This is a genomic window from unidentified bacterial endosymbiont (genome assembly GCF_918797525.1).
GTDB lineage: Bacteria > Pseudomonadota > Gammaproteobacteria > Enterobacterales > Enterobacteriaceae > Enterobacter.
The window spans coordinates 185,777-209,265 of sequence record NZ_OU963893.1 but is presented as its reverse complement, the minus strand read 5'-3'; the positions used below and the strand labels follow the sequence as shown (position 1 = coordinate 209,265).

Sequence of the window (23,489 nt, the reverse complement as noted above, 5' to 3'; positions counted from 1 at the left end):
ACGTAAATTATACGCCGAACGTTTCGCGATAGTGTTGTACCGCCGCCAGATGGTCGGCCATCTCCGGCTTCTCTTCCAGGTAGGCAATCAGCTCTTTCAGAGTGATTATCGACGTCACTTTGCAGTTGTAATCGCGCTCCACTTCCTGAATGGCAGAGATTTCGCCGCGGCCACGCTCCTGACGATCCAGAGAAATTAGCACGCCCGCGAGCGTAGCGCCGTTGGCCTGGATAATTTCCATCGATTCACGAATGGCGGTGCCGGCTGTGATCACATCGTCCACCAGCATAATGCGGCCCTGCAGCTCGCTGCCCACAAGATTGCCACCTTCACCGTGGGTTTTGGCCTCTTTGCGGTTAAAGCAGTAAGGCACATCGCGATCGTGGTGTTCAGCCAGCGCAACCGCCGTGGTGGTCGCAATCGGGATGCCCTTATAGGCCGGGCCGAACAGCAGGTCAAAATCAATCCCTGAATCTACCAGCGCTTCGGCATAAAAACGGCCTAACAATGCCAGATCGCGCCCGGTATTAAATAGCCCGGCGTTGAAGAAATAGGGGCTTTTACGCCCGGATTTCAGCATAAACTCGCCAAACTTAAGTACCTGCTTGTTAAGCGCAAACTCAATAAACTGTCGCTGATACGATTTCATGGATTCGCTCCTCTGGTTTTATCTGTCTTACAGGCAAAAAAAAGGCGACTCATCAGTCGCCTTTAAAATCAATTTTCTAACGCCGCCTTCTGCGTCGTTACAATGGATTCGATTCCCCCTCGGGCCAATGCCAGCAAGGAGAGAAGCTCTTCGTGGGTAAATGGCTCGCCTTCTGCCGTCCCCTGAACCTCAATGATACGACCATCTTCGGTCATCACCACATTCATGTCAGTTTCTGCTGCAGAATCTTCCACATACTCCAGGTCACAAAGCGCTTCACCGTTAACAATACCTACGGAGACGGCTGCGACCATCCCTTTCATTGGGTTGGTTTTCAGCTTACCAGCAGCAACCAGTTTGTTCAGGGCATCGGCCAGCGCCACACACGCGCCGGTAATTGATGCTGTACGCGTGCCGCCATCAGCCTGGATGACATCGCAGTCGAGGGTAATAGTGAATTCACCAAGGATTTTCAGATCAACCGCAGCACGCAGCGCACGCGCGATCAGACGCTGGATCTCCATAGTACGGCCGCCCTGCTTACCCTTAGCAGCTTCACGGGCGTTACGGGTATGAGTTGCACGCGGCAACATGCCGTATTCAGCGGTTATCCAGCCCTGGCCCTGACCTTTCAGGAAGCGGGGAACGCCTTCGTCGATAGAGGCAGTACACAGTACTTTAGTGTCACCAAACTCAACCAGCACGGATCCTTCAGCGTGTTTTGTATAGTTACGGGTCAGGGTGACGGTACGCACCTGGTTGGCGCTACGGCCTGATGGACGCATGATGAATTCTCCGGCTTGAAACGAATGTGGCTGCGCATTATACGGATAAAGGACGCTTATTCCTATCCTGTGAAGCCCCCGAAAGCTATAATCCCCCAACTCTCCTTCAAACACGGGAATGATTATGATCCGCAGTATGACCGCCTACGCCCGGCGTGAAATCAAGGGTAGCTGGGGTAGCGCTACCTGGGAAATGCGCTCGGTGAACCAGCGCTATCTGGAAACGTATTTCCGTATGCCGGAGCAGTTCCGAGGCCTGGAGCCTGTGGTGCGTGAGCGTATCCGTTCTCGTCTGACGCGCGGTAAAGTTGAATGTAACCTGCGCTTTGAACCCGATGCCAGCGCGCAAGGTGAGCTGATCCTCAACGAAAAACTGGCTAAACAGCTGGTGAATGCGGCGAACTGGGTCAAAATGCAAAGCGATGAAGGCGAAATCAACCCGGTTGATATTTTGCGCTGGCCGGGCGTAATGGCCGCTGGAGAGCAGGATCTTGACGCCATTGCGGCTGAAATTCTCGCGGCCCTTGACGGCGCGCTGGATGATTTTATCCTCGCTCGCGAAACCGAAGGCCAGGCGCTGAAAGGGATGATTGAGCAGCGTCTGGAAGGCGTTAGCACCGAAGTGGCGAAAGTCCGCTCCCATATGCCAGAAGTCCTGCAGTGGCAGCGCGAACGCCTCGTGGCCAGGCTGGAAGATGCAGAAGTTCAGTTGGAAAATAATCGTCTGGAGCAAGAACTGGTCCTGATGGCTCAGCGCGTTGACGTGGCTGAAGAGCTGGACCGTCTTGAAGCTCACGTGAAAGAGACCTACAACATACTGAAGAAGAAAGAAGCGGTGGGCCGCCGCCTCGACTTTATGATGCAGGAGTTCAACCGCGAGTCGAACACGCTGGCCTCTAAATCGATTAATGCTGAAGTGACCAGCTCTGCGATTGAGCTGAAAGTGCTGATTGAGCAGATGCGCGAGCAAATTCAAAACATAGAGTGATGTTGCATACCGTCGCACTCAATAGCAAAAAAACCATCACGGCCCGCTAATTGCGGGCTTTTTAATTTTCTTACCGTCACATATGACGTCGTTTGAGGGAGCGTTCAAACGCTACCTGGCAGGGGATAAAGTCCCTGTATGGCACTTCAGGTATGAGTTCGCCAGAAAATCACGTCTGATGCTGATTGGCTCTTATAGGGAAATGTCACTGTCTAAAGCCCGTGAGACAGTTAGGTTGAGCCTATTGTTGCCGAACGCTGCCTGAATCAACGCATCAAGGGCGTGGAAGGTATATATAACCGCTGATCTTACCCGATGTTCCTCATTCGATCGTCCTCAATCCCTGTTCTGATGTGATCTGCGTGGCCCGGGTGAAAAGATGATCACGCACATGCCGAACAGCGACGAAACAGCCTTTAGGTACATCTCGCCAGAGCGGGTGATGATAATAGCCACTCAGTCTTTATAATGCAAAATAGATTAGTTTTTTTAATCCTAAAATCCTTTTATTTCTTACAAAAGCAACACCAAAAATGCTTCTTTACTCAAAATAATACAAAGAGATATAAACTCACCATTAAAATAGATTTCATAAGATAAATTTATGTTTATTAACTCACCTTAGAAAATCTCAATCGTGATTGTACGCACTAATCGCTAACCTTCACCTTCATCCCGGAGGTTTTATGCTGCTTCACATTCTCTATCTCATCGGCATCACTGCTGAAGCCATGACCGGCGCCCTCACTGCCGGACGTCGCCGTATGGACACCTTCGGCGTGATTATTATTGCCACCGCCACCGCGCTGGGTGGCGGCTCCGTGCGCGATATCCTGCTGGGCCACTACCCGCTCGGCTGGGTTAAACATCCTGAATACGTCATTATCGTGGCCACTGCCGCCGTGTTAACCACCATAATGGCGCCTGTTATGCCTCATCTGCGCCGTCTGTTTCTGGTACTCGATGCGCTGGGGCTTATCGTCTTTTCTATCATCGGTGCACAAATCGCCCTTGATATGGGCGAAGGCCCGATAATCGCCATCATCGCAGCGGTGGTAACCGGGGTATTTGGCGGCGTACTGCGCGATATGTTCTGTAAACGCATTCCGCTGGTGTTTCAGAAGGAACTGTATGCGGGTATCTCCTTCGCTGCGGCGGTGCTGTATGTTGCCCTCCAACATTATGTCTCTAATCAGGATGTCGTGGTTATCTCCACGCTGTTGTTTGGTTTTACCGCGCGTATGCTGGCGCTGCGTCTGAAGCTCGGCCTACCCGTGTTTCACTACAAGCACAACGCGCACTAAAACCCATTGATGTGCTGGCTTGCAAGCCACTTTGCCAGCGCATCAATCGTAGGGGCGTGCATCCAGTTAACGATTTGCCGCGCTTTTTCTGCTCCTGTCCCCGGTAAGGCCTGCCAGTCAGCGACGCTGCGCTGGCTCAACGCTTGCCACGACATCGCGCCAGCCGCCTTGAGCGTAGCGTTGGTAATCGGAACGCCCATCGATACGATCCAGCGAATAAAGGGCCTCTCGCGCACGAGATTAAATTGATGCCAGAGTGCCATCCCGCGAGTGGAGGAAAACCCCGGTGTGGTCTGCAGTTGCGCTTGTGTTAAGAGCAGCCATGAAAAGGTGTGTTCAAAATGATGTGCCTGCCAGAGCGCACGCCAGCCAGATTCACCTAACCCTGCAATATCCAGCCCCTGCTTTGAACTGAGCCACGTCAGCCGGGAAAAGAATTGTTCCATACAGTCCGGCGAAGCATAAAAGCAGGTTAGCGAGTGATAGCGCGCGGCGGGAGGCTGCGGTTTTTGCCTGTCAGCCCCTCGCCATACCACCTTGTCGAGCCTGGGAATACCCTGCCCTGCAAGACTCACCCGTACCTGATCCCCCGCCGCGATATCCAGTTGCTGCCAGCGACCCACCGATCCCAGGCTAACCCGTTGCACCTGCTTATCATCCAGTTTTACGGACTCAAGCAACGCCACAACAGACACCCTGCCTGTACGCCCCACTGTAAACTGAATATCTCTCACCTCTGTGAGTTGCGCGACGGGGGTATATTTCCAGGCGACAACCCAACTGCCTTCACCAGGTAACCAACTCTCTGCAGAGGGTTCATCTGAAGAACGGACCACAATGCCATCCGTGGCAAAGGGCAGAGCGCTGGTTTGCCAGGCTATACGCTGTTTCTCAACGGCCTCACTTGACGCTACGGGCAGTGTATACCGCGCCGTCAGGGTAAATCCCGCCTCTGATAGCGCTGACAACCTATGCTGCATCCCTTTCGGTCCATCCGGCCAGGCCCAGATAAACACGCCTGTATGGCGAAGAACCGCGTTATCCGTTTGCCGCATCATCGCCCCGGCCACCTTTGCACGTGCATTCATTCCCCCCATCTGTCGCTGTATGTGTTTTTCACGCAACCAGAAGAGCTCACCCTGCAATACACTGTTCGCAAGCAAACCGGTCAGATGTTGCGGTACCGACGGTATTAAACGCACCTTCGCCGTCCAGTCTTCCCCCTTTAGTCCATCGCCACGACTGATGGCCCGGGCGAGCTTTCCGTCCCGGTAGATCAGCGTCACCGCCACACCGTCCACTTTGGGCTGCATCCAGAGATTGTGGCGATTCTGCATCCACTGGCGCAGCGCCTCTTTACTGGCAACTTTGTGAACCCCCGTATGCGCTACCGGATGGTTTACACGCCCCACAAGGGCGGGGAGTTTGTCACTGGAAAGCTCGCTGCCGAAACAGCGCTGCCACTGCGTTAACCGTGCGTTGAGCTGGTCGTAAACCTCGTCATTGATCTCGCTCACACCCTGCTTCCAGTAGGCGTCGTCCCAGCGTTTGATTTGTGCGCTTAACGTCGCAATCTCTTTTTCTGCTTTTGCCTGCGACCACACCGGACACACCGCAGCACTATAGCCGCACCACAACAGCATTAACCCGCTTATCCATTGGCACATCGCTACTCCTCCTTTGCGTTTCAGGAGGTATAACCTGGTGTGCAAAACAAGGCTAACGGTAATATCTCCCTCTGCGAGACGCCCTCCAGGATTTATTTTTTATTGCTGTAAAGCACAGGTAAATCCTTAAAACGGCACGCAAAATTCAATAATCCACGGGAAAAAGTGTGACAAAGACTACGTCACACAGCGCCGACGTGTATAATAAGCCCGTATGTAGGACTTCTTCGTTAACTCATACAAAAGACTCTCATGGCTCAAGGCACGCTTTATATTGTTTCTGCCCCTAGTGGCGCGGGTAAATCCAGCCTTATTCAGGCACTGTTAAAAACCCAACCGTTGTATGACACACAGGTTTCTGTTTCTCACACCACGCGAGCACCGCGTCCGGGTGAAGTGCACGGTGAACACTATTTCTTTATCAATCACGATGAATTCAGAGCGATGATTGGCAGAGAGGCGTTTCTTGAACACGCAGAAGTTTTCGGTAACTACTACGGAACCTCGCGTGAGACCATTGATCAGGTTCTGGCGACCGGTGTGAATGTGTTTCTGGACATCGACTGGCAAGGTGCAGCGCAAATTCGCCATAAAATGCCTGATTCGCGCAGTATCTTTATTTTACCGCCGTCGAAAGATGAACTGGATCGCCGCCTGCGCGGGCGCGGTCAGGATAGCGAAGAAGTGATTGCAAAGCGTATGGAACAGGCAGTTGCAGAAATGAGCCATTACGCTGAATATGATTACCTTATTGTGAATGATGATTTTGATGCCGCGCTGAGCGATCTCAAGACCATTCTTCGTGCAGAACGCCTGCGTATGAGCCGCCAGAAGCAGCGACATGACGCATTAATCACCAAACTGTTGGCAGACTGAACCCACTTTCAGTATCATGCCCAGTCATTTCTTCACCTGTGGAGCATTTTAAGTATGGCACGCGTAACTGTTCAGGACGCTGTAGAGAAAATTGGTAACCGTTTTGACCTGGTGCTGGTCGCCGCGCGTCGCGCTCGTCAGATGCAGGTAGGCGGTAAAGATCCGCTGGTACCGGAAGAAAACGATAAAACCACCGTTATTGCACTTCGCGAAATCGAAGAAGGTCTGATCAACAACCAGATCCTCGACGTGCGTGAGCGCCAGGAGCAGCAAGAGCAGGAAGCCGCAGAACTGCAGGCCGTAACCGCCATTGCTGAAGGTCGTCGTTAATTAAACCTGCGGGTCGCCCTTGTATCTGTTTGAAAGCCTGAATCAACTGATTCAAACCTACCTGCCTGAAGAGCAGATTAAGCGTCTTCAGCAGGCGTATCTCGTTGCACGTGACGCTCACGAGGGCCAGACACGTTCAAGCGGTGAACCCTATATCACGCACCCGGTAGCGGTGGCCTGTATTCTGGCCGAGATGAAACTCGACTACGAAACGCTGATGGCCGCGCTGCTGCATGACGTGATCGAAGATACCCCTGCCACTTACCAGGACATGGAACAGCTTTTTGGCAAAAGCGTTGCCGAACTGGTGGAAGGGGTCTCTAAGCTTGATAAGCTTAATTTCCGCGACAAGAAAGAGGCGCAAGCCGAAAACTTTCGCAAAATGATAATGGCGATGGTGCAGGATATCCGCGTCATTCTCATCAAACTCGCTGACCGCACCCATAACATGCGCACGCTGGGCTCACTTCGCCCGGATAAACGTCGCCGCATTGCCCGCGAAACCCTCGAAATCTACAGTCCGCTGGCCCACCGTTTAGGTATTCATCACATTAAAACCGAGCTGGAAGAGCTGGGTTTTGAAGCGCTATACCCGAACCGCTATCGCGTGATTAAAGAGGTGGTGAAAGCCGCGCGCGGGAACCGTAAAGAGATGATTCAAAAAATCCTCTCTGAAATTGAAGGCCGTTTACAGGAAGCGGGGATCCCTTGCCGCGTCAGCGGTCGCGAAAAGCATTTGTACTCCATCTACTGCAAAATGGTGCTCAAAGAGCAGCGTTTTCACTCGATTATGGATATCTATGCGTTCCGCGTTATCGTTCATGACTCAGACACCTGCTATCGCGTACTGGGGCAGATGCACAGCCTGTACAAACCGCGTCCGGGGCGCATGAAAGATTACATCGCCATTCCAAAAGCGAACGGCTATCAATCTTTGCACACCTCGATGATCGGGCCGCACGGTGTTCCCGTTGAAGTACAGATCCGTACTGAAGACATGGACCAGATGGCAGAAATGGGTGTGGCGGCACATTGGGCTTATAAAGAGCACGGCGGCGAAAGCAGTACCACCGCGCAAATTCGCGCCCAGCGCTGGATGCAGAGCCTGCTGGAACTGCAGCAAAGTGCAGGTAGTTCGTTTGAATTTATTGAAAGCGTTAAATCCGATCTCTTCCCGGATGAGATTTACGTTTTCACACCTGAAGGGCGTATTGTCGAACTGCCTGCGGGTGCAACACCGGTCGACTTCGCGTACGCCGTGCATACCGATATCGGACACGCTTGCGTGGGCGCACGCGTTGACAGGCAGCCTTACCCGCTGTCTCAGCCGCTTTCCAGCGGCCAAACGGTGGAAATTATCACCGCGCCGGGCGCACGTCCAAACGCGGCCTGGCTGAACTTTGTCGTAAGCTCCAAAGCGCGCGCCAAAATTCGTCAGTTGCTGAAAAACCTCAAGCGCGATGACTCCGTCAGCCTCGGCCGACGTTTGCTAAACCACGCGCTGGGTGGCAGCCGTAAGCTTGCCGAAATCCCGCCAACGAATATCCAGCATGAGCTTGAGCGCATGAAGCTCGCCTCGCTTGATGACCTGCTGGCAGAGATTGGCCTCGGTAACGCCATGAGCGTGGTGGTAGCAAAGAATCTGCAACAGGGTGATGCTTCAGCGGCGCCGACCACGACTCAGGGTCATGGCCACCTGCCTATCAAAGGCGCGGACGGGGTGCTTATCACCTTCGCAAAATGTTGCCGTCCCATTCCGGGCGATCCGATTATTGCACACGTCAGCCCCGGCAAAGGGTTGGTTATCCATCATGAATCCTGTCGTAACATCCGCGGCTATCAAAAAGAAGCGGAGAAGTTTATGGCGGTCGAGTGGGATAAAGAGACAGCGCAGGAATTTATCACCGAAATCAAAGTGGATATGTTTAACCACCAGGGTGCCCTGGCGAACCTGACGGCAGCGATCAACACGGCCTCTTCCAACATTCAGAGCCTGAATACAGAAGAAAAAGATGGCCGCGTGTACAGCGCCTTTATCCGCCTGACCGCCCGTGACCGTGTGCATCTGGCGAACATTATGCGCAAAATCCGCGTAATGCCAGATGTGATAAAAGTCACCCGCAACCGAAATTAAATAAATGAATTCAAAACGTTATGAGAGAATCTGTGAGATGCTCGCCAGGCGTCAGCCTGATCTGACGGTGTGCATGGAGCAGGTCCATAAACCTCATAACGTCTCTGCTATTGTTCGTACCGCTGACGCCATCGGCGTGCATGAAGTGCACGCCGTCTGGCCAGAACGCAGCATGCGCACCATGGTATCCGCCGCCGCGGGCAGTAACAGCTGGGTAACCGTCAAAACTCACCAGACGATTAGCGATGCCGTATCGCACCTGAAAGGACGCGGTATGCAGATTCTTGCCACCCACCTTTCCGATAACGCCGTGGATTTCCGTGAAGTCGATTACACTCGCCCGACCTGCATTTTAATGGGTCAGGAAAAAACCGGTATCTCTCAGGAAGCGCTGGATCTGGCTGATCGGGACATCATCATTCCCATGATCGGTATGGTGCAATCCCTGAACGTCTCCGTAGCCTCTGCGCTCATTCTGTACGAAGCACAGCGTCAGCGGCAGAACGCTGGCATGTATCAGCGCAGTAACAGCATGCTGCCGGAAGACGAACAGCAGCGGCTGCTGTTTGAAGGCGGTTATCCGGTGCTGGCCCGCGTTGCGAAGCAGAAAAAATTGCCTTACCCCCACGTCAACGCGCAGGGCGATATTGAAGCCGACGCCGAGTGGTGGTCCACCATGCAGTTCACGGGGTAAACCATGAAAGGCGGCCTGCTGGATGCTATACCGCTCAGTACGCTCACCGGTGTGGGCGCGGCGCAAAGCAGCAAGCTGGCTAAAATTGGCCTCCATACCGTGCAGGATCTCCTGCTCCACCTCCCATTGCGTTACGAAGACCGCACCCAGCTTTATAAGATTGATGACCTTCTTCCCGCTATCTATGCCACCGTTGAAGGCGAAGTGTTGAACTGTAACATCACGTTCGGTGGACGCCGGATGATGACCTGTCAAATTAGCGACGGTACTGGCATTCTCACCCTGCGCTTTTTCAACTTTAGCGCGGCGATGAAAAACAGCCTGGCGACCGGTCGCAGGGTGCTGGCCTATGGGGAAGTAAAACGTGGCAAGTACGGCGCTGAGATGATCCACCCGGAGTACCGCATGCAGGGCGATTTGGGCACGCCGGATCTACAGGAGACCCTTACTGCGGTATATCCTACGACCGAAGGCATCAAACAGGCGACGCTGCGTAAACTTACTGACCAGGCGCTTGAGCTTCTTGATACCTGCGCCATTACTGAACTGCTGCCGCCAGAGCTGGCACAGGGGATGATGAGCCTACCCGAGGCGATACGCACTCTCCACCGTCCGCCACCGTCATTACAGCTTAGCGATTTAGAGTGCGGTCAACACCCCGCGCAACGGCGGCTTATCCTTGAGGAATTATTGGCGCATAACCTGAGCATGCTGGCGCTTCGCGCGGGCGCTCAACGTTTCCATGCTCAGCCGTTAAGCCCACGTGACGATCTTAAAGATAAGCTGTTGGCCTCGCTGGCGTTTAAACCGACCGGCGCACAGGGGCGTGTCACCGCCGAGATCGAGCGCGATATGGCGCTGGATGTACCGATGATGCGCCTGGTGCAGGGCGATGTCGGTTCCGGTAAAACGCTGGTCGCCGCGCTGGCTGCCCTGCGTGCCATTGCGCACGGTAAACAGGTGGCGCTGATGGCGCCGACCGAGCTGCTGGCCGAACAGCACGCCATGAATTTCCGCAACTGGTTTGCCCCCCTCGGTATTGAAGTGGGCTGGCTCGCCGGTAAGCAAAAAGGCAAAGCGCGCGTTGCACAACAGGACGCGATTGCCAGTGGCGCAGTTCAGATGATTGTCGGCACCCACGCCATTTTCCAGGAGCAGGTACAGTTTAACGGCCTGGCGCTGGTCATTATCGACGAACAGCACCGCTTCGGCGTGCACCAGCGCCTGGCGCTGTGGGAAAAGGGTCATCAGCAGGGCTTTCATCCGCATCAGCTGATCATGACCGCTACGCCTATCCCGCGCACCCTGGCCATGACGGCCTACGCCGATCTTGATACCTCCACTATTGATGAATTACCACCGGGCCGTACGCCAGTAACAACCGTTGCCATTCCGGATACCCGCCGCAGCGAAATTATCGACCGCGTGCGCAATGCCTGCACTCATGAAGGACGTCAGGCATACTGGGTCTGCACGTTGATAGAAGAGTCGGACCTGCTTGAAGCGCAGGCGGCAGAAGCCACGTGGGAAGAGCTGAAGCTGGCGCTACCTGAGCTAAACATCGGTCTGGTTCACGGGCGTATGAAACCGGCAGAGAAGCAGACAGTCATGCAGTCATTTAAGCAGGGTGAGTTACATTTGCTGATTGCGACCACGGTAATCGAAGTGGGTGTTGATGTGCCGAACGCCAGCCTGATGATTATTGAAAACCCGGAGCGTCTGGGTCTTGCGCAACTTCACCAGCTTCGCGGACGCGTAGGACGCGGTGCGGTGGCTTCCCACTGTGTACTGCTTTTCAAAGCGCCGCTATCGAAAACAGCACAGAGGCGTTTACAGGTACTGCGCGATAGCAACGACGGCTTTGTGATTGCGCAAAAAGACCTGGAGATCCGCGGGCCGGGCGAACTGCTGGGCACCCGCCAGACGGGGAATGCTGAGTTTAAAGTGGCGGATTTGCTCCGCGATCAGGCCATGATCCCCGAAGTTCAGCGCCTTGCACGCCATCTACATGAACGCTACCCCGAACAGGCGGCAGCGTTGATTGAGCGTTGGATGCCGGAGACCGAGCGCTATTCTAACGCCTGACGGTTAGCCGAAGATAGGCAGCATCAGGTAGAGCTTGATCACTATTGCATTAACAATATCAATAAAGAACGCCCCGACCATGGGCACCACCAGAAACGCAATATGCGATGGCCCAAAACGTTCGGTAATGGCCTGCATATTGGCGATTGCCGTGGGTGTTGCCCCCAGACCAAATCCACAATGCCCTGCCGCTAATACCGCCGCGTCATAATTTTTGCCCATCACCCGCCAGGTGACGAAGATAGCGTAAAACGTCATAAACAGGGTTTGTACCGCCAGAATGGCGAAGATCGGCAGCGCCAGCGAGGCCAGTTCCCACAGCTTCAGGCTCATCAGCGCCATTGCCAGGAAGAGCGACAAGCAGACGTTGCCCATAACCGACACCGCACGCTCGAAAACCCGATAGAAGCCGAGCACAGCCAGGCCGTTGCTCAGCACCACGCCCACAAAAAGTACGCAGACGAAGGTCGGTAACTCCAGCACCGTCCCCGATAACCATTGCGCAATAACTTTGCCTGTGGTCAGGCAGATAGCGATCATCGCGATGGTTTCAATCAGCACCAGCGAGGATATTGTGCGTTCAGCGTCTGGTTTTTCAAAGGTGGTTGGCGCCACTTTGTCGTCGGGTATGCCTTCCGGCGTAGGTGAGTATTTGATCAGATAGCGGGCCACCGGCCCGCCCAGCAGTCCACCCAGAATAAGCCCAAAAGTGGCACAGGCCATCGCGACCTCAAGCGCATTCTCAAACCCGTACTGTTCAACAAATACTTCGCTCCAGGCCGCGCCGGTGCCATGACCACCGAGTAACGTCACGGAGCCAGCCAGCAAGCCCATGATCGGATCCAGCCCAAGAAGGTACGCCATACCAAGCCCGATGATGTTTTGCATCAGCAAAAGTCCGATGACCACCGCGAGGAAAATGCACAGTACTTTTCCCCCCGCTCGCAGGCTGGCAAGGTTCGCATTCAGGCCAATGGTCGCGAAGAACGCCAGCATCAGCGGTTCCCGCAGCGACATATCAAACTCAAACTCAATATTCATGCTCATTTTCAACACCAGCAGCGCAATCGCCACCAGCAATCCGCCCGCCACGGGTTCCGGAATGGTATATCTTTTAAGCAGCGTAATGCCGTGTACCAGCTTTCGCCCCAGCAGAAGCACCAGCGTTGCGGCAACAAGGGTGGATAAGGTGTCGAGATAGATCATAAATGGCTCCTGTTATGCGCACGCCCGTTAATTACGCAGCATTCCCCTGGATAATAAACGCTCTTCATGAGCAGTTCCTGAAAGTGTAGGGGACTTTCTAATATCAACACAGTAAAAGCCAGACCCCAAAGGAAGCTACTGTTTTTTTTCGCTAGCAATCGTTTGCTTTTACCAGATGGTCAGATAAAATGCCCGCTTTTCCACCCTGAGATTGTCGCCGATGTCCGTTAACACCGTTGAGTCGCCAGATGCGCAACCGGTTGCGCAGAAACAAAATAGCGAATTAATTTACCGCCTTGAAGACCGTCCACCGCTGCCTCAGACGCTTTTCGCCGCCTGCCAGCATCTGTTGGCCATGTTCGTTGCGGTGATCACCCCGGCGCTGCTTATCTGCCAGGCGCTTGGTTTACCGGCTCAGGACACTCAGCACATTATCAGTATGTCTCTCTTTGCCTCCGGCGTAGCCTCTATTATTCAAATTAAAGCCTGGGGACCGGTGGGATCTGGATTACTGTCAATACAAGGCACCAGTTTTAACTTTGTCGCCCCACTTATCATGGGCGGCACAGCCCTGAAAACCGGCGGAGCGGATGTCCCGACTATGATGGCGGCACTGTTCGGCACACTGATGCTGGCTAGCTGCACGGAAATGATCATCTCCCGGGTACTGCACCTGGCACGCCGGGTGATCACCCCACTGGTGTCCGGCGTAGTGGTGATGATCATCGGCCTGTCGTTGATTCAGGTGGGTCTGACTTCCATCGGCGGAGGTTATGCGGCAATGAGTGACCATACCTTCGGCGCGCCAAAAAATCTGCTGCTGGCCGGTGTGGTATTGGCCATTATTATTCTGCTAAACCGCCAGCGTAATCCATACCTGCGCGTCGCCTCGCTGGTGATCGCTATGGCAGCCGGTTATCTGACGGCGTGGGCGCTGGGCATGCTGCCGGAAAATACCGCTCCCACGAACGCGGCACTGCTCGCCATCCCATCCCCGCTCTATTACGGCCTGGGCATTGACTGGGGCCTGCTCGTGCCCCTGATGCTGGTCTTTATGATCACCTCTCTTGAAACCATCGGCGATATCACCGCAACGTCCGACGTCTCTGAACAACCGGTTTCTGGCCCGCTGTATATGAAGCGCCTGAAGGGCGGCGTGCTGGCGAACGGGCTGAATTCGTTTGTCTCCGCGGTGTTGAACACCTTCCCCAACTCCTGCTTCGGCCAGAACAACGGGGTTATCCAGCTCACGGGGGTTGCCAGCCGTTACGTCGGTTTTGTGGTGGCGTTGATGCTGATCGTCCTCGGCCTGTTCCCGGCGGTAAGCGGTTTTGTGCAGCACATCCCTGAGCCCGTGCTCGGCGGCGCGACGCTGGTGATGTTTGGCACTATCGCCGCCTCTGGCGTGCGTATCGTCTCCCGCGAGCCGTTGAACCGTCGCGCCATTATGATTATTGCGCTGTCATTGGCCGTCGGCCTGGGCGTTTCTCAGCAGCCGCTGATCCTGCAGTTTGCCCCTGACTGGGTGAAAAACCTGCTCTCCTCTGGTATAGCCGCGGGTGGTATCACCGCTATTGTCCTGAATCTCGTCTTCCCGCCTGAAAAAAATTGATACTCATCACGGCAGGCTGTCATTACCTGCCGTGACATCTAATTACACCATTCCTGCCTTGAGCATTGCGCATAAATCGTGCATAACTCCACTATGTGCGTTTCGAGGGATGGAAGACCATGAAATTTATTGGAAAGCTGCTCGTCTATCTTCTGCTAGCCCTGCTCATTGCTGGACTGGCATTCTACATAATGATCCAGACCCGCTGGGGTGCGGCGCAGGTCAGCAGTTGGATAACGGTGAACACCGATTACGAGCTGAACTTTGATCTGATGGATCACCGTTTTTCTTCACCCTCCCACATCATTCTGGAAAATGTCACCTTTGGTCGTGATGGCAAACCCGCCACGCTGGTTGCCAAAAAAGTCGATATTGGGTTAAGCAGCCGTCAGCTAACCGACACGCTGCATATGGACACCATCACCCTGTTCGATGGCACGCTGAACCTCTTTGCGCAAACTGCGCCGCTGCCATTCCGGGCCGACCGTTTGCAGTTGAACAACATGGCGTTCAACAGCCCGTATACCGACTGGGATTTGAGCGCGCAAAAAGTGACGGGCGGCGTGAGCCCATGGCAGCCAGAAGCCGGCAACGTGCTGGGTAAAAACGCGCAAATCGAGATGAGCGCGGGTTCGCTGACCCTGAACGGCGTACCGGCCAGCAACGTGCTGATTCAGGGCCAGCTCAACGGCAAAGAGGTGGTGCTGAGTACCATCGGGGCTGATATGGCGCGCGGCTCGCTCACCGGCTCCGCCCTGCGCAATGCTGACGGCAGTTGGGTCATTAACACCCTGCGCTTGAATGATATCCGCCTGCAGAGCGATAAATCGCTGAGGGATTTCTTCGCCCCCATCACCACCCTTCCCTCCCTGCAGATTGGGCGGCTGGAAGTCACCGACGCCCGTCTGCAGGGTCCGGACTGGGCTGTAACCGACCTCGATTTAAGCCTGCGCAATCTGACGTTGAGCAAAGGCGACTGGCAGAGCCAGGAGGGACGTATGTCAATGAACGCCAGCGAATTTATTTATGGCTCTCTGCATCTGTACGACCCCATCCTGAATGCCGAATTTTCCCCGCAGGGCATTGCGCTGCGCCAGTTCACGTCTCGCTGGGAAGGCGGTATGGTACGCACATCAGGCAACTGGCAGCGCGACAGTAAGGCGCTGGTGCTGGACGATGCCGCCATCGCTGGTCTGGAATATACCCTGCCAGAAAACTGGAAAGCGCTATGGATGAATAAACTGCCTGAATGGCTGAACAGCCTGACGCTGAAAAAATTCGGTCTTAGCCGTAACCTGGTGATTGATATCGATCCGGCCTTCCCGTGGCAGATTACCTCGCTTGATGGCTACGGCGCCAACCTGCAGATGGTTAAAGACCGGCAGTGGGGCATGTGGAGCGGTAACGCGACACTAAACGGTGCGGCAGCCACCTTTAACCGCGTGGACGTGCGTCGGCCATCACTGGCACTGAATGCCAACGCCGCTACGGTGAACATTACCGAACTGAGCGCCTTTACACAGAAAGGGATCCTCGAGGCAACAGCGACGGTTTCGCAGCTTGCGCAGCGGCAGACTACGGTTAGCCTTAACGGGCGCGGCGTACCCCTTAATGTGATTGAAAACTGGGGTTGGCCTGCATTACCGATAACGGGTGATGGCAACCTGCAGGTGACCGCCAGCGGCAGCGTCCAGGCCAATGCGCCGCTAAAGCCTACGGTTAACGGAAAGCTGAATGCGGTGAATATGGCGAAACAGCAGGTGCAGCAGACGATGGCGATGGGAGTGGTATCGACTCAGTCCTCACCGCAGCCCACTCCCTAAAAACTGGGGGGGCGCACCCTCCCTCAGCCCGATGGGGGAAAGGGAGGGTTGAGGGAACTCAGAGGTGGACAACGACCTCATTTCCCTCGGCTTTCACTACCACGCCCCACGCGCTGCCCGTCCGGGAGCCACCTTTTACCTCACCCACCGTCTGCACGTTACGCAAGCACACCGACCAGTTCCGCGCCTCTCCGGCCCCTTTGATGGTCAGGGTATTCCCCCTGCGTGTGGCGTTTAGGGTAAATGCAACCGACCCATCCGCCGCAGGCACTTCGCTTATTGCTGTTGCGCCATCATTGAGATTAAACAGTTGGAAGGCCGTGCCCTCGTTCCACGCGTAGTCCGGTTTCTGGTTGTTGTTACCGAGCGCCAGCAGGGTGTTATCACGCACGTAAACGGGCAAACTCTGGAAATCGTGCTGCTGTTTATGCCAGCGGCTACCCTGAACTTCATCGTTGTGCCACAGATGCGTCCAGCGACCTTCCGGCAGATAAAACTGCACGTCACCCGCCTCGGAGAACACTGGCGCAACCATCATTGAATCCCCCAGCATGTACTGGCGGTCGAGGTAATCGCAGGCCGGATCGTCCGGGAATTCTAGCATCATCGCCCGCAGCATCGGCGTGCCGAACTCACGGGCCAGCGCCGCCTGACGGTACAGGTACGGCATCATCTGGCATTTTAGCTGGGTGAAGTGGCGTACCACGTCGCAGGACTCATCATCGTACGCCCACGGCACACGATAGGATTTGCTGCCGTGCAGGCGGCTGTGGCTGGAGAACAGCCCGAACGCGCACCAACGTTTGTAAACGTGCGCCGGTGCGGTATTTTCAAATCCACCGATATCGTGACTCCAGAAACCAAATCCGGAAAGACCAATCGACAGACCACCGCGCAGGCTTTCGGCCATCGATTCATAATTGGCATAGCAGTCGCCGCCCCAGTGCACCGGGAATTTTTGCGCACCAACGGACGCGGAGCGGGCAAACAGCACCGCCTCTTCTTCTCCCACCGTCTCTTTCAGCACGTTCCACACCAGCTCATTGTAAATGTAGGCGTAATGGTTGTGCATTTTCTGCGGGTCGGAACCATCGAACCACTGAACATCGGTTGGAATGCGCTCGCCGAAGTCGGTCTTGAAGCAATCGACGCCAATGGCCAACAGGCCTTTCAGCTTGGCGGCATACCACCGGCATGCCTCGGGGTTGGTGAAGTCATAAATCGCCAGTCCCGGCTGCCATTTATCCCACTGCCAGAGAGAACCGTCCGGGCGCTTAAGCAGGTAACCCTTCTCTTTCAGCTCCTGGAATATCGGCGATTTTTGGCCGATGTACGGGTTGATCCACACGCAGACCTTTAGCCCTTTGTCTTTCAGGCGGCGGATCATCCCTTGCGGATCCGGGAAGGTCGCCGAGTCCCATTCAAAATCACACCACTGGAAGGCTTTCATCCAGAAGCAGTCAAAATGGAACACGTGCAGCGGCAGATTGCGCTGGGCCATGCCGTCGATAAAGCGGTTAACCGTGGCTTCGTCGTAGTTAGTGGTGAACGAGGTGGTGAGCCACAGACCAAATGACCATGCAGGCGGCAGCGCCGGACGCCCGGTGAACTGGGTATAGCGGTTCAGTACTTCTTTCGGCGTCGGGCCGTCGATCACGAAGTACTCGAGGTACTCACCTTCCACGCTGAACTGCACTTTGGAGACTTTTTCTGAGCCGACTTCAAACGATACATTTTCCGGGTGATTCACCAGTACGCCGTAGCCGCGGTTGGTCAGGTAGAACGGGATATTCTTGTAAGACTGCTCGGTGCTGGTGCCGCCATCGCGGTTCCAGGTTTCGACCATCTGACCGTTACGCACCAGGGCGGTAAAGCGCTCGCCCAGGCCGTAGACCGTCTCACCCACGCCGAGGTCCAGACGTTCGAAAAGATAGGTGCGATCGTTCGCTTCGTCCTGCACGTAGCCGTTGTTTTTCAACTGGCTACCGGTAATGCGCTGGCCATTACGCAGAAAATCCAGCGCCCAGAACTCGCCTTTGGTCACGCGCACGCTGATATTTCCGCTTTTCAGCTCGGCGAATTCAGCGTTGTTCTCGATCTCAACCTTGACGTCGTTCATCACGTTCAGCGGATAGTGCGGGCCAGTCTTCAGCGCACCCTGGAAGTGCTCAATACGTACCCCAACAATGCCATCCTGCGGAGCAAACAGGCGCACCGTAAACATCAGGCTGTCGAGCTGCCATGCGCGTTCACGCACGTCGCGCGGCGCCATATAGACCACCAGGTCATTGCCCTGCTGCTCCACATCGAATACCTGAACCGGATACGTTACGTTCAGGCCAGGTTGAATAAGCCAGTTTCCATCACTGATTTTCATGCTCTCGTCCTCTTAGTTCTGTCATTCTTTGCTGACCGGCAGGGTTTCAAATTCCTGCTGATTGCGGCGTGCGCTCTGCGCCAGTTCGCCCATGATTTTGGTCAGGAAGGGGGTTTTCAGCGTGTAGTAGCGCCTGGCGATAATGGCGCTCAGCACGTAGCAGACCGCTGGAGCCAGGGTAAACAGGCCGATAATGATGCTGATGGTCGCGCTATTCTGAGTTTTAGCTGCCGCGTCATAGCCACCGCCTGCCAGTAGCCAGCCAATCATCGCCCCCCCCAGCGCCAGGCCCAGCTTCAGCACAAACAGCGTGCCCGCAAAACTGATGCCGGTAAGACGTTTGCCGTTGGTCCATTCGCCATAGTCGACGGTATCGGACATCATCACCCACTGGATTGGCGTTACCAGTTGATGCAGCACGCCGATCGCGAAGATAAAGGCAAACATCACCAAAGTGGCATGCATCGGTACGAAGAACATCGCCACGCTGACCACCGCCAGCGCAGCGTTGGTCCACCAGAAGATGCTCACTTTGCACCTCCAGTCGGTAAGGGGTTTCGCCAGCGCCGAGCCCATCAGGTTGCCGACGCAGTAGGTTGTCAGGAAGGCGACGAAGATTTCCGACGAGCCCATTATCCAGGTGCAGTAGTACATCATCGCGCCGCCGCGCACGCAGACCGCGAGAATGTTGAGAATGGTGAGGACGCCGACGATGCGCCACTGATCGTTGCGCCAGATATCGCGAAGGTCTTCACGCATTGACGTGGTGCTCGGCGGCACCTGGATGCGCTCTTTGGTGGTGAAGAAGCAGAATGCCAACATCAGGAACGCGACCACCGACAGCACGGCGATGCCGCCCTGGAACCCCAGAGCTTTATTGTCGCCGCCAATCAGGTTGACCAGCGGCATCATCAGTACCGTGGAGAGCATGCCGCCCGCCGTCGCCAGCACAAAGCGCCAGGACTGCAGGGAGATACGCTGCGTGGGGTCGTTAGTGATCACGCCACCCAGCGCGCAGTAGGGGATATTGACCACGGTATAGAGCAGAGTTAGCAGCGTGTAGGTCACAGCGGCGTAAATCAGCTTGCCATTATGGCTAAGGTCCGGCGTGGTATACGCCAGCACGCAGACGATACCGAATGGGATGGCTCCAAAAATAATCCACGGACGGAATTTGCCCCAGCGGCTACGGGTACGGTCGGCGAGCAAGCCCATGCACGGATCTGAGATCGCATCCAGCGCGCGCGCCAGCAGGAACATCGTCCCGACAAACCCGGCAGGAATGCCGAAGATATCGGTGTAGAAAAACATCATGTACAGCATGACGTTATCGAAGATGATATGGCTGGCGGCATCACCCATGCCGTAGCCAATCTTCTCTTTAACGGATAACACTTCGCTTTTCATTTTTTTATCCTTCACGCTCAGGGGCGCTGATTCCGGTTAGAGAGGTTGTAAACCATCCGATGAAAGGCGGGTATTGTGTTTTCTGGTTAGCAGATTACGTTTCTTCTTTTTTGTGATCGCGTTAAAAGTCGATCAGCACGAAATGTTAACCTAAGGATTTTCTTACGAATTAACTAAAATAAGGGACATCAGGTTAAAAGAGGCGTGAAAAAAGTGTGTATGGGTATGTGGTAAATGCCTGAAAGTAGCTATAATGCGCCCCGCCTCCATGTAGCAATGCAGGCGCGGAAGATCGTCATCTCCGGTGAGGTGGCTGGATTTCAAATCCAGTTGGGGACGCCAGCGTTCCCGGGCAGGTTCGACTCCTGTGATCTTCCGCCAAAATCCTTCCATAGCAGTCCATACCCGTCCATTTATAATTACAAAACAATAAGTTAAAATAATTATCGTCCATATGTGACCATAGTCGGTTTCTGAAATCCGCTTAAAAAATGTTTAGGAATCTGTATAGGATTTGGTGGCTAACACAAGGCTATACATATGGCACTCACAAATCTTGAGATAAAGCGGGCTCAGCCAAAAGAAAAAGCATATTCGCTAAGCGATGGTTTGGGCCTGGCGCTGCTGATTGAACCCAACGGGAGCAAGGGTTGGCGCTTTCGCTATCGTTTTGATAACAAAGCCCGCCTGATGTCCTTCGGCTCTTATCCACTAGTCTCCCTCTCCGAAGCCAGAGAAATGCGCGACAAATCGCGCAAACTTGTCATATCTGGTGTAGATCCAATGGCCGAACGTCGTACACAAAAAGCGCTGCGAGAGCAGGCTAAAGCCATGACTTTTGAGGTAGTCAGTAGGGAGTGGCATCGTAGTAAAGCCGATCGCTGGACGCTGGGCTACCGTGATGAAATCATCAAAACCTTCGAACAAGACGTGTTTCCTTTTATCGGCCAGCGCCCTATGGGGGACATTACGCCGCAAGAATTGCTACAGGTTCTCAAACGCATTGAGCAACGTGGTGCACTGGAGAAAACGCGGAAAGTACGCCAGCGCTGTGGTGAAGTTTTTCGTTATGCCATTATCACGGGTCGTGCCAAATACAATCCAGCCCCGGATCTTGCGATGGCACTGGCTACACCGAAAAAACAAAACTATGCCTGGCTGCCTGCGAACGAGATGCCTTATTTTATCCGCGATCTGGAAGGGTATACCGGGAGCCTTATTACCAGAAACGCAGCAAAACTGGTAATGCTTACAGGTGTCAGAACCCAAGAGATGCGTTTCGCGACATGGGATGAAATTGATTTTGAGAATGCCCTCTGGGAGATCCCACCAGAAAGAATGAAGATGCGCCGCCCCCACCTTGTTCCTCTCTCGCACCAGGTGATTGAACTGCTCAAACAGCTGGAACCGATCACCAAAAATTTCCCGTACATCTTTATTGGCCGCAATAGCCGTAAGAAGCCAATCAGCAAGGAAAGTGTAAATCAGGTTATCGAACTACTGGGTTATAAGGGACGCGCTACAGGACATGGTTTCCGGCATACCATGTCTACAATCTTGCATGAACATGGTTTTGATAGCGCATGGATTGAAACACAGCTCGCACATATTGATAAGAATGCAATTCGCGGAACGTATAATCATGCGCAGTATCTGGAAAAACGCCGGGAGATGATGCAATGGTATGCGGATTTCCTTGATGGCATAATTACAACTAACTGACCATCTTTAAAAAAATAATCGCCCATAATATAGCATGGGCGATTAATGTGTGACATTTAAGCTGCCAGTTGACGTGACAAACGCAACTCTTCAATCCGGCATGCACGACAGTGAGACTGAGGTTTCTTCTGCCCTCGTAACATACGGAAGCCAAAAGCATATTCAATCGACAGAACACCTTGTGCTTCTTTATGACAACGAGGACAAACCGTAACTATTTCGTTAAACAATTTATTACCCTCCGCGTAACTCAGGCTTTTTGTCTTTTACTGGGATCTTGAACATCCCCCCGTTTGGTCGAGTAATTCTTCTTCCCTTCACAGTAATGTAGGGCCTGAAGATAAACTCTTGTTCATCATCAACTTTACTCATTATCATTATCCTTTAGACCACAAGTGAGTTGATTTTCCAGTAAAAAGCTGTACTGTTGTCACCAACAAATCTTGTGGCTTGCTGCTTGTCATAAGCACTTAAGGTGAGAGTTAAGTGCCACTCATTTCTCGATTTGTACTAATGGGCTGAGAAGCCCATTAGGCTATTTTTCTTTCCTAACCCCCTTAAATGGCGTTCCATCCTGTTTGATATCCATAATGCGTCCTGTTTCGGCGTCCCTTTTTGCCCATAATCCAGAGGGAGTCTGAAACTGCGAGCGATTCTTTACGGCCCCAATGCGATGATTGTCACCATATGGTTTATTTGTTGCCATTAAACATCTCCTTTATTGTCTCTTTATGCTAAACTCATCATTATGATTACAGATCTTGAGTATCAGATCAAGCATTGAACAGCATAAAAACTAAGGGTATATAGCATGGAAAAAAAATACATTAGAAATCAGAATGTTATTGATAGGCTTTGGTATATAGAGTGGCTTTTGATGTTCAAAGGATGGCTCTCACGAAGTGAGCTGACTGAAAAATTCGGCATCCAAGAGGCCGCAGCCACTAGAGATATTCGTCGTTATAGAGATCTAGCGGACCATAACTTACGTTTAAACCACAGCGTAAAGAGATATGAGATTAACCTTGATAAGTTCGAGATTACATACCCATTACGTGTCGAGACAGCATTATCTCGTTTAAGAAGTCCTGAAACATCGCAAGCAATGGGGTATGAAACGACGGGTATCGAAACCATCCCTAGACTACATAACCCAGATATTGAGGTATTAGCGGCACTATCGAGAGCGATACTTAACAAAGAAAGTCTTTTTATCACTTATCAATCCGTAGCAAATGGAACTTCAAGTAAAGAGATTGCGCCGCATACAATGTTTGATAGCGGTATAAAAACATATGTTAGGTGTTTCGATTTCGAAAAAGAAAAATTCATTGATCTAGCTATAAATAGGATTAGTAAAACATCACAAGGAAAACCACTCCCTGATCAGGCATCTAAAAATAATGATGAAATGTGGAATAGAATTATTCAACTTGAACTTACAGTTCACCCAATGGTTGGGAAAATACGTAACAAAAAAACTATTGAGGATGATTTTCAGATGACTAATGGTGTAAGAAAAGTATCGGTAAGAGCAGCACTGGCTCAATATTGGTTGCAAAGGTGGAATGTTGATTGCTCTAAAGATGCCAGTTTAAAAGATAAAATTTACCAAATTCATCTTAGAAACAATAATGTTTTAGATAGCGTTGATGGTTTTTTCCCTGGAAGAAGCTAGTTACAAAAAGCGAAGCACAGATTATATGAATATAATCTGTGCCGCCCCGTAAGATCATATAGTATTCTAAAAATTCATGCTGATTTAATAAGAATTTTTCTAATAAGTTAAATTTATAGCCTATATGGAGCATTAAAATATACACCTAGTAG

The 23,489-nt window shown here is 53.1% G+C and carries 19 protein-coding genes, 1 tRNA gene and 1 pseudogene; 13 read left to right on the top strand and 8 right to left on the bottom strand.

Annotation, left to right across the window (positions count from 1 at the left end; translation table 11 throughout):
• Positions 1 to 7: 7 nt before the first annotated feature.
• Positions 8 to 649 carry an orotate phosphoribosyltransferase gene (gene pyrE / locus NL510_RS01015; protein ID WP_253380873.1) on the bottom strand — a complete coding sequence of 214 codons (642 nt, stop codon included), beginning with the start codon at positions 647 to 649 and terminating at the stop codon, positions 8 to 10.
• A 68-nt stretch (positions 650 to 717) separates the two neighbouring features.
• Positions 718 to 1,434, bottom strand: coding sequence for a ribonuclease PH (gene rph / locus NL510_RS01010; RefSeq protein ID WP_253380871.1), 717 nt, complete (start codon positions 1,432 to 1,434; stop codon positions 718 to 720).
• 124 nt (positions 1,435 to 1,558) lie between these two features.
• On the opposite strand from rph, the gene NL510_RS01005 reads away from it, so the two are divergent.
• The 3 genes and pseudogenes from NL510_RS01005 to NL510_RS00990 all read left to right on the top strand — a co-directional run bounded on the left by NL510_RS01005 (position 1,559) and on the right by NL510_RS00990 (position 3,726).
• Complete coding sequence (locus NL510_RS01005; protein ID WP_253380869.1) at positions 1,559 to 2,422, top strand: YicC/YloC family endoribonuclease; 864 nt, start codon at positions 1,559 to 1,561, stop codon at positions 2,420 to 2,422.
• A 234-nt stretch (positions 2,423 to 2,656) separates the two neighbouring features.
• A pseudogene (locus NL510_RS00995) lies at positions 2,657 to 2,725 on the top strand (tyrosine-type recombinase/integrase); the annotation flags it as partial.
• A 383-nt stretch (positions 2,726 to 3,108) separates the two neighbouring features.
• The gene (locus NL510_RS00990; RefSeq protein WP_253380867.1) at positions 3,109 to 3,726 is read left to right on the top strand and encodes a trimeric intracellular cation channel family protein; all 618 of its coding nucleotides are present in this window, start codon (positions 3,109 to 3,111) and stop codon (positions 3,724 to 3,726) included.
• Here NL510_RS00990 and ligB read toward each other — a convergent pair.
• The gene (gene ligB / locus NL510_RS00985) at positions 3,723 to 5,393 is read right to left on the bottom strand and encodes an NAD-dependent DNA ligase LigB (protein WP_253380865.1); all 1,671 of its coding nucleotides are present in this window, start codon (positions 5,391 to 5,393) and stop codon (positions 3,723 to 3,725) included. The two genes, NL510_RS00990 and ligB, sit on opposite strands and share 4 nt — an antisense overlap.
• A 252-nt stretch (positions 5,394 to 5,645) precedes the next feature.
• Here ligB and gmk point away from each other — a divergent pair, with 252 nt between their 5' ends.
• From gmk to recG, 5 genes are read left to right on the top strand one after another with little or no spacing between them, the layout of a single operon-like run.
• A complete protein-coding gene (gene gmk / locus NL510_RS00980; protein WP_253380863.1) occupies positions 5,646 to 6,269 on the top strand; it encodes a guanylate kinase in 624 nt (207 codons plus the stop codon).
• Positions 6,270 to 6,323: 54 nt separating this feature from the next.
• Positions 6,324 to 6,599, top strand: coding sequence for a DNA-directed RNA polymerase subunit omega (rpoZ, locus tag NL510_RS00975; RefSeq protein ID WP_000135058.1), 276 nt, complete (start codon positions 6,324 to 6,326; stop codon positions 6,597 to 6,599).
• Positions 6,600 to 6,618: 19 nt separating this feature from the next.
• The gene (gene spoT, locus NL510_RS00970; protein WP_253380861.1) at positions 6,619 to 8,733 is read left to right on the top strand and encodes a bifunctional GTP diphosphokinase/guanosine-3',5'-bis pyrophosphate 3'-pyrophosphohydrolase; all 2,115 of its coding nucleotides are present in this window, start codon (positions 6,619 to 6,621) and stop codon (positions 8,731 to 8,733) included.
• Between the two features lie 4 nt (positions 8,734 to 8,737).
• Positions 8,738 to 9,427 (top strand): tRNA (guanosine(18)-2'-O)-methyltransferase TrmH, encoded by a 690-nt coding sequence (gene trmH, locus NL510_RS00965; RefSeq protein WP_253380859.1) that lies wholly within the window; start codon positions 8,738 to 8,740, stop codon positions 9,425 to 9,427.
• Between the two features lie 3 nt (positions 9,428 to 9,430).
• Positions 9,431 to 11,512: an ATP-dependent DNA helicase RecG gene (recG, locus tag NL510_RS00960; protein ID WP_253380857.1), complete on the top strand. Its 2,082-nt coding sequence runs from the start codon at positions 9,431 to 9,433 to the stop codon at positions 11,510 to 11,512.
• A gap of 3 nt (positions 11,513 to 11,515) precedes the next feature.
• On the opposite strand, the gene gltS is transcribed toward recG, so the two are convergent.
• Positions 11,516 to 12,718 (bottom strand): sodium/glutamate symporter, encoded by a 1,203-nt coding sequence (gltS, locus tag NL510_RS00955; protein WP_253380855.1) that lies wholly within the window; start codon positions 12,716 to 12,718, stop codon positions 11,516 to 11,518.
• Between the two features lie 220 nt (positions 12,719 to 12,938).
• On the opposite strand from gltS, the gene NL510_RS00950 reads away from it, so the two are divergent.
• Together NL510_RS00950 and NL510_RS00945 are read left to right on the top strand one after the other, a co-directional pair.
• Complete coding sequence (locus NL510_RS00950) at positions 12,939 to 14,330, top strand: nucleobase:cation symporter-2 family protein (protein WP_253380853.1); 1,392 nt, start codon at positions 12,939 to 12,941, stop codon at positions 14,328 to 14,330.
• 119 nt (positions 14,331 to 14,449) lie between these two features.
• Complete coding sequence (locus NL510_RS00945) at positions 14,450 to 16,153, top strand: AsmA family protein (protein ID WP_253380851.1); 1,704 nt, start codon at positions 14,450 to 14,452, stop codon at positions 16,151 to 16,153.
• 58 nt (positions 16,154 to 16,211) lie between these two features.
• Here the strand turns inward: NL510_RS00945 and yicI are convergent, their stop codons facing one another.
• Together yicI and NL510_RS00935 are read right to left on the bottom strand one after the other, a co-directional pair.
• Positions 16,212 to 18,530, bottom strand: coding sequence for an alpha-xylosidase (gene yicI / locus NL510_RS00940; RefSeq protein WP_253380850.1), 2,319 nt, complete (start codon positions 18,528 to 18,530; stop codon positions 16,212 to 16,214).
• A gap of 21 nt (positions 18,531 to 18,551) precedes the next feature.
• Complete coding sequence (locus tag NL510_RS00935) at positions 18,552 to 19,937, bottom strand: glycoside-pentoside-hexuronide family transporter (RefSeq protein ID WP_253380848.1); 1,386 nt, start codon at positions 19,935 to 19,937, stop codon at positions 18,552 to 18,554.
• Positions 19,938 to 20,223: 286 nt separating this feature from the next.
• Here NL510_RS00935 and NL510_RS00930 point away from each other — a divergent pair.
• Both NL510_RS00930 and NL510_RS00925 read left to right on the top strand, forming a co-directional pair.
• Positions 20,224 to 20,318 (top strand) — tRNA-Sec (locus NL510_RS00930).
• Between the two features lie 159 nt (positions 20,319 to 20,477).
• Complete coding sequence (locus tag NL510_RS00925; RefSeq protein WP_253380846.1) at positions 20,478 to 21,659, top strand: tyrosine-type recombinase/integrase; 1,182 nt, start codon at positions 20,478 to 20,480, stop codon at positions 21,657 to 21,659.
• A gap of 234 nt (positions 21,660 to 21,893) precedes the next feature.
• Here the strand turns inward: NL510_RS00925 and NL510_RS00920 are convergent, their stop codons facing one another.
• Both NL510_RS00920 and NL510_RS00915 read right to left on the bottom strand, forming a co-directional pair.
• Complete coding sequence (locus NL510_RS00920; protein ID WP_170938785.1) at positions 21,894 to 22,031, bottom strand: hypothetical protein; 138 nt, start codon at positions 22,029 to 22,031, stop codon at positions 21,894 to 21,896.
• 163 nt (positions 22,032 to 22,194) lie between these two features.
• A complete protein-coding gene (locus tag NL510_RS00915; RefSeq protein WP_170938784.1) occupies positions 22,195 to 22,365 on the bottom strand; it encodes a hypothetical protein in 171 nt (56 codons plus the stop codon).
• A gap of 105 nt (positions 22,366 to 22,470) precedes the next feature.
• On the opposite strand from NL510_RS00915, the gene NL510_RS00910 reads away from it, so the two are divergent.
• Positions 22,471 to 23,337, top strand: a complete 867-nt coding sequence (locus tag NL510_RS00910; protein WP_253380844.1) for a BrxR family transcriptional regulator — start codon at positions 22,471 to 22,473, stop codon at positions 23,335 to 23,337.
• The last annotated feature ends 152 nt before the right edge of the window (positions 23,338 to 23,489 follow it).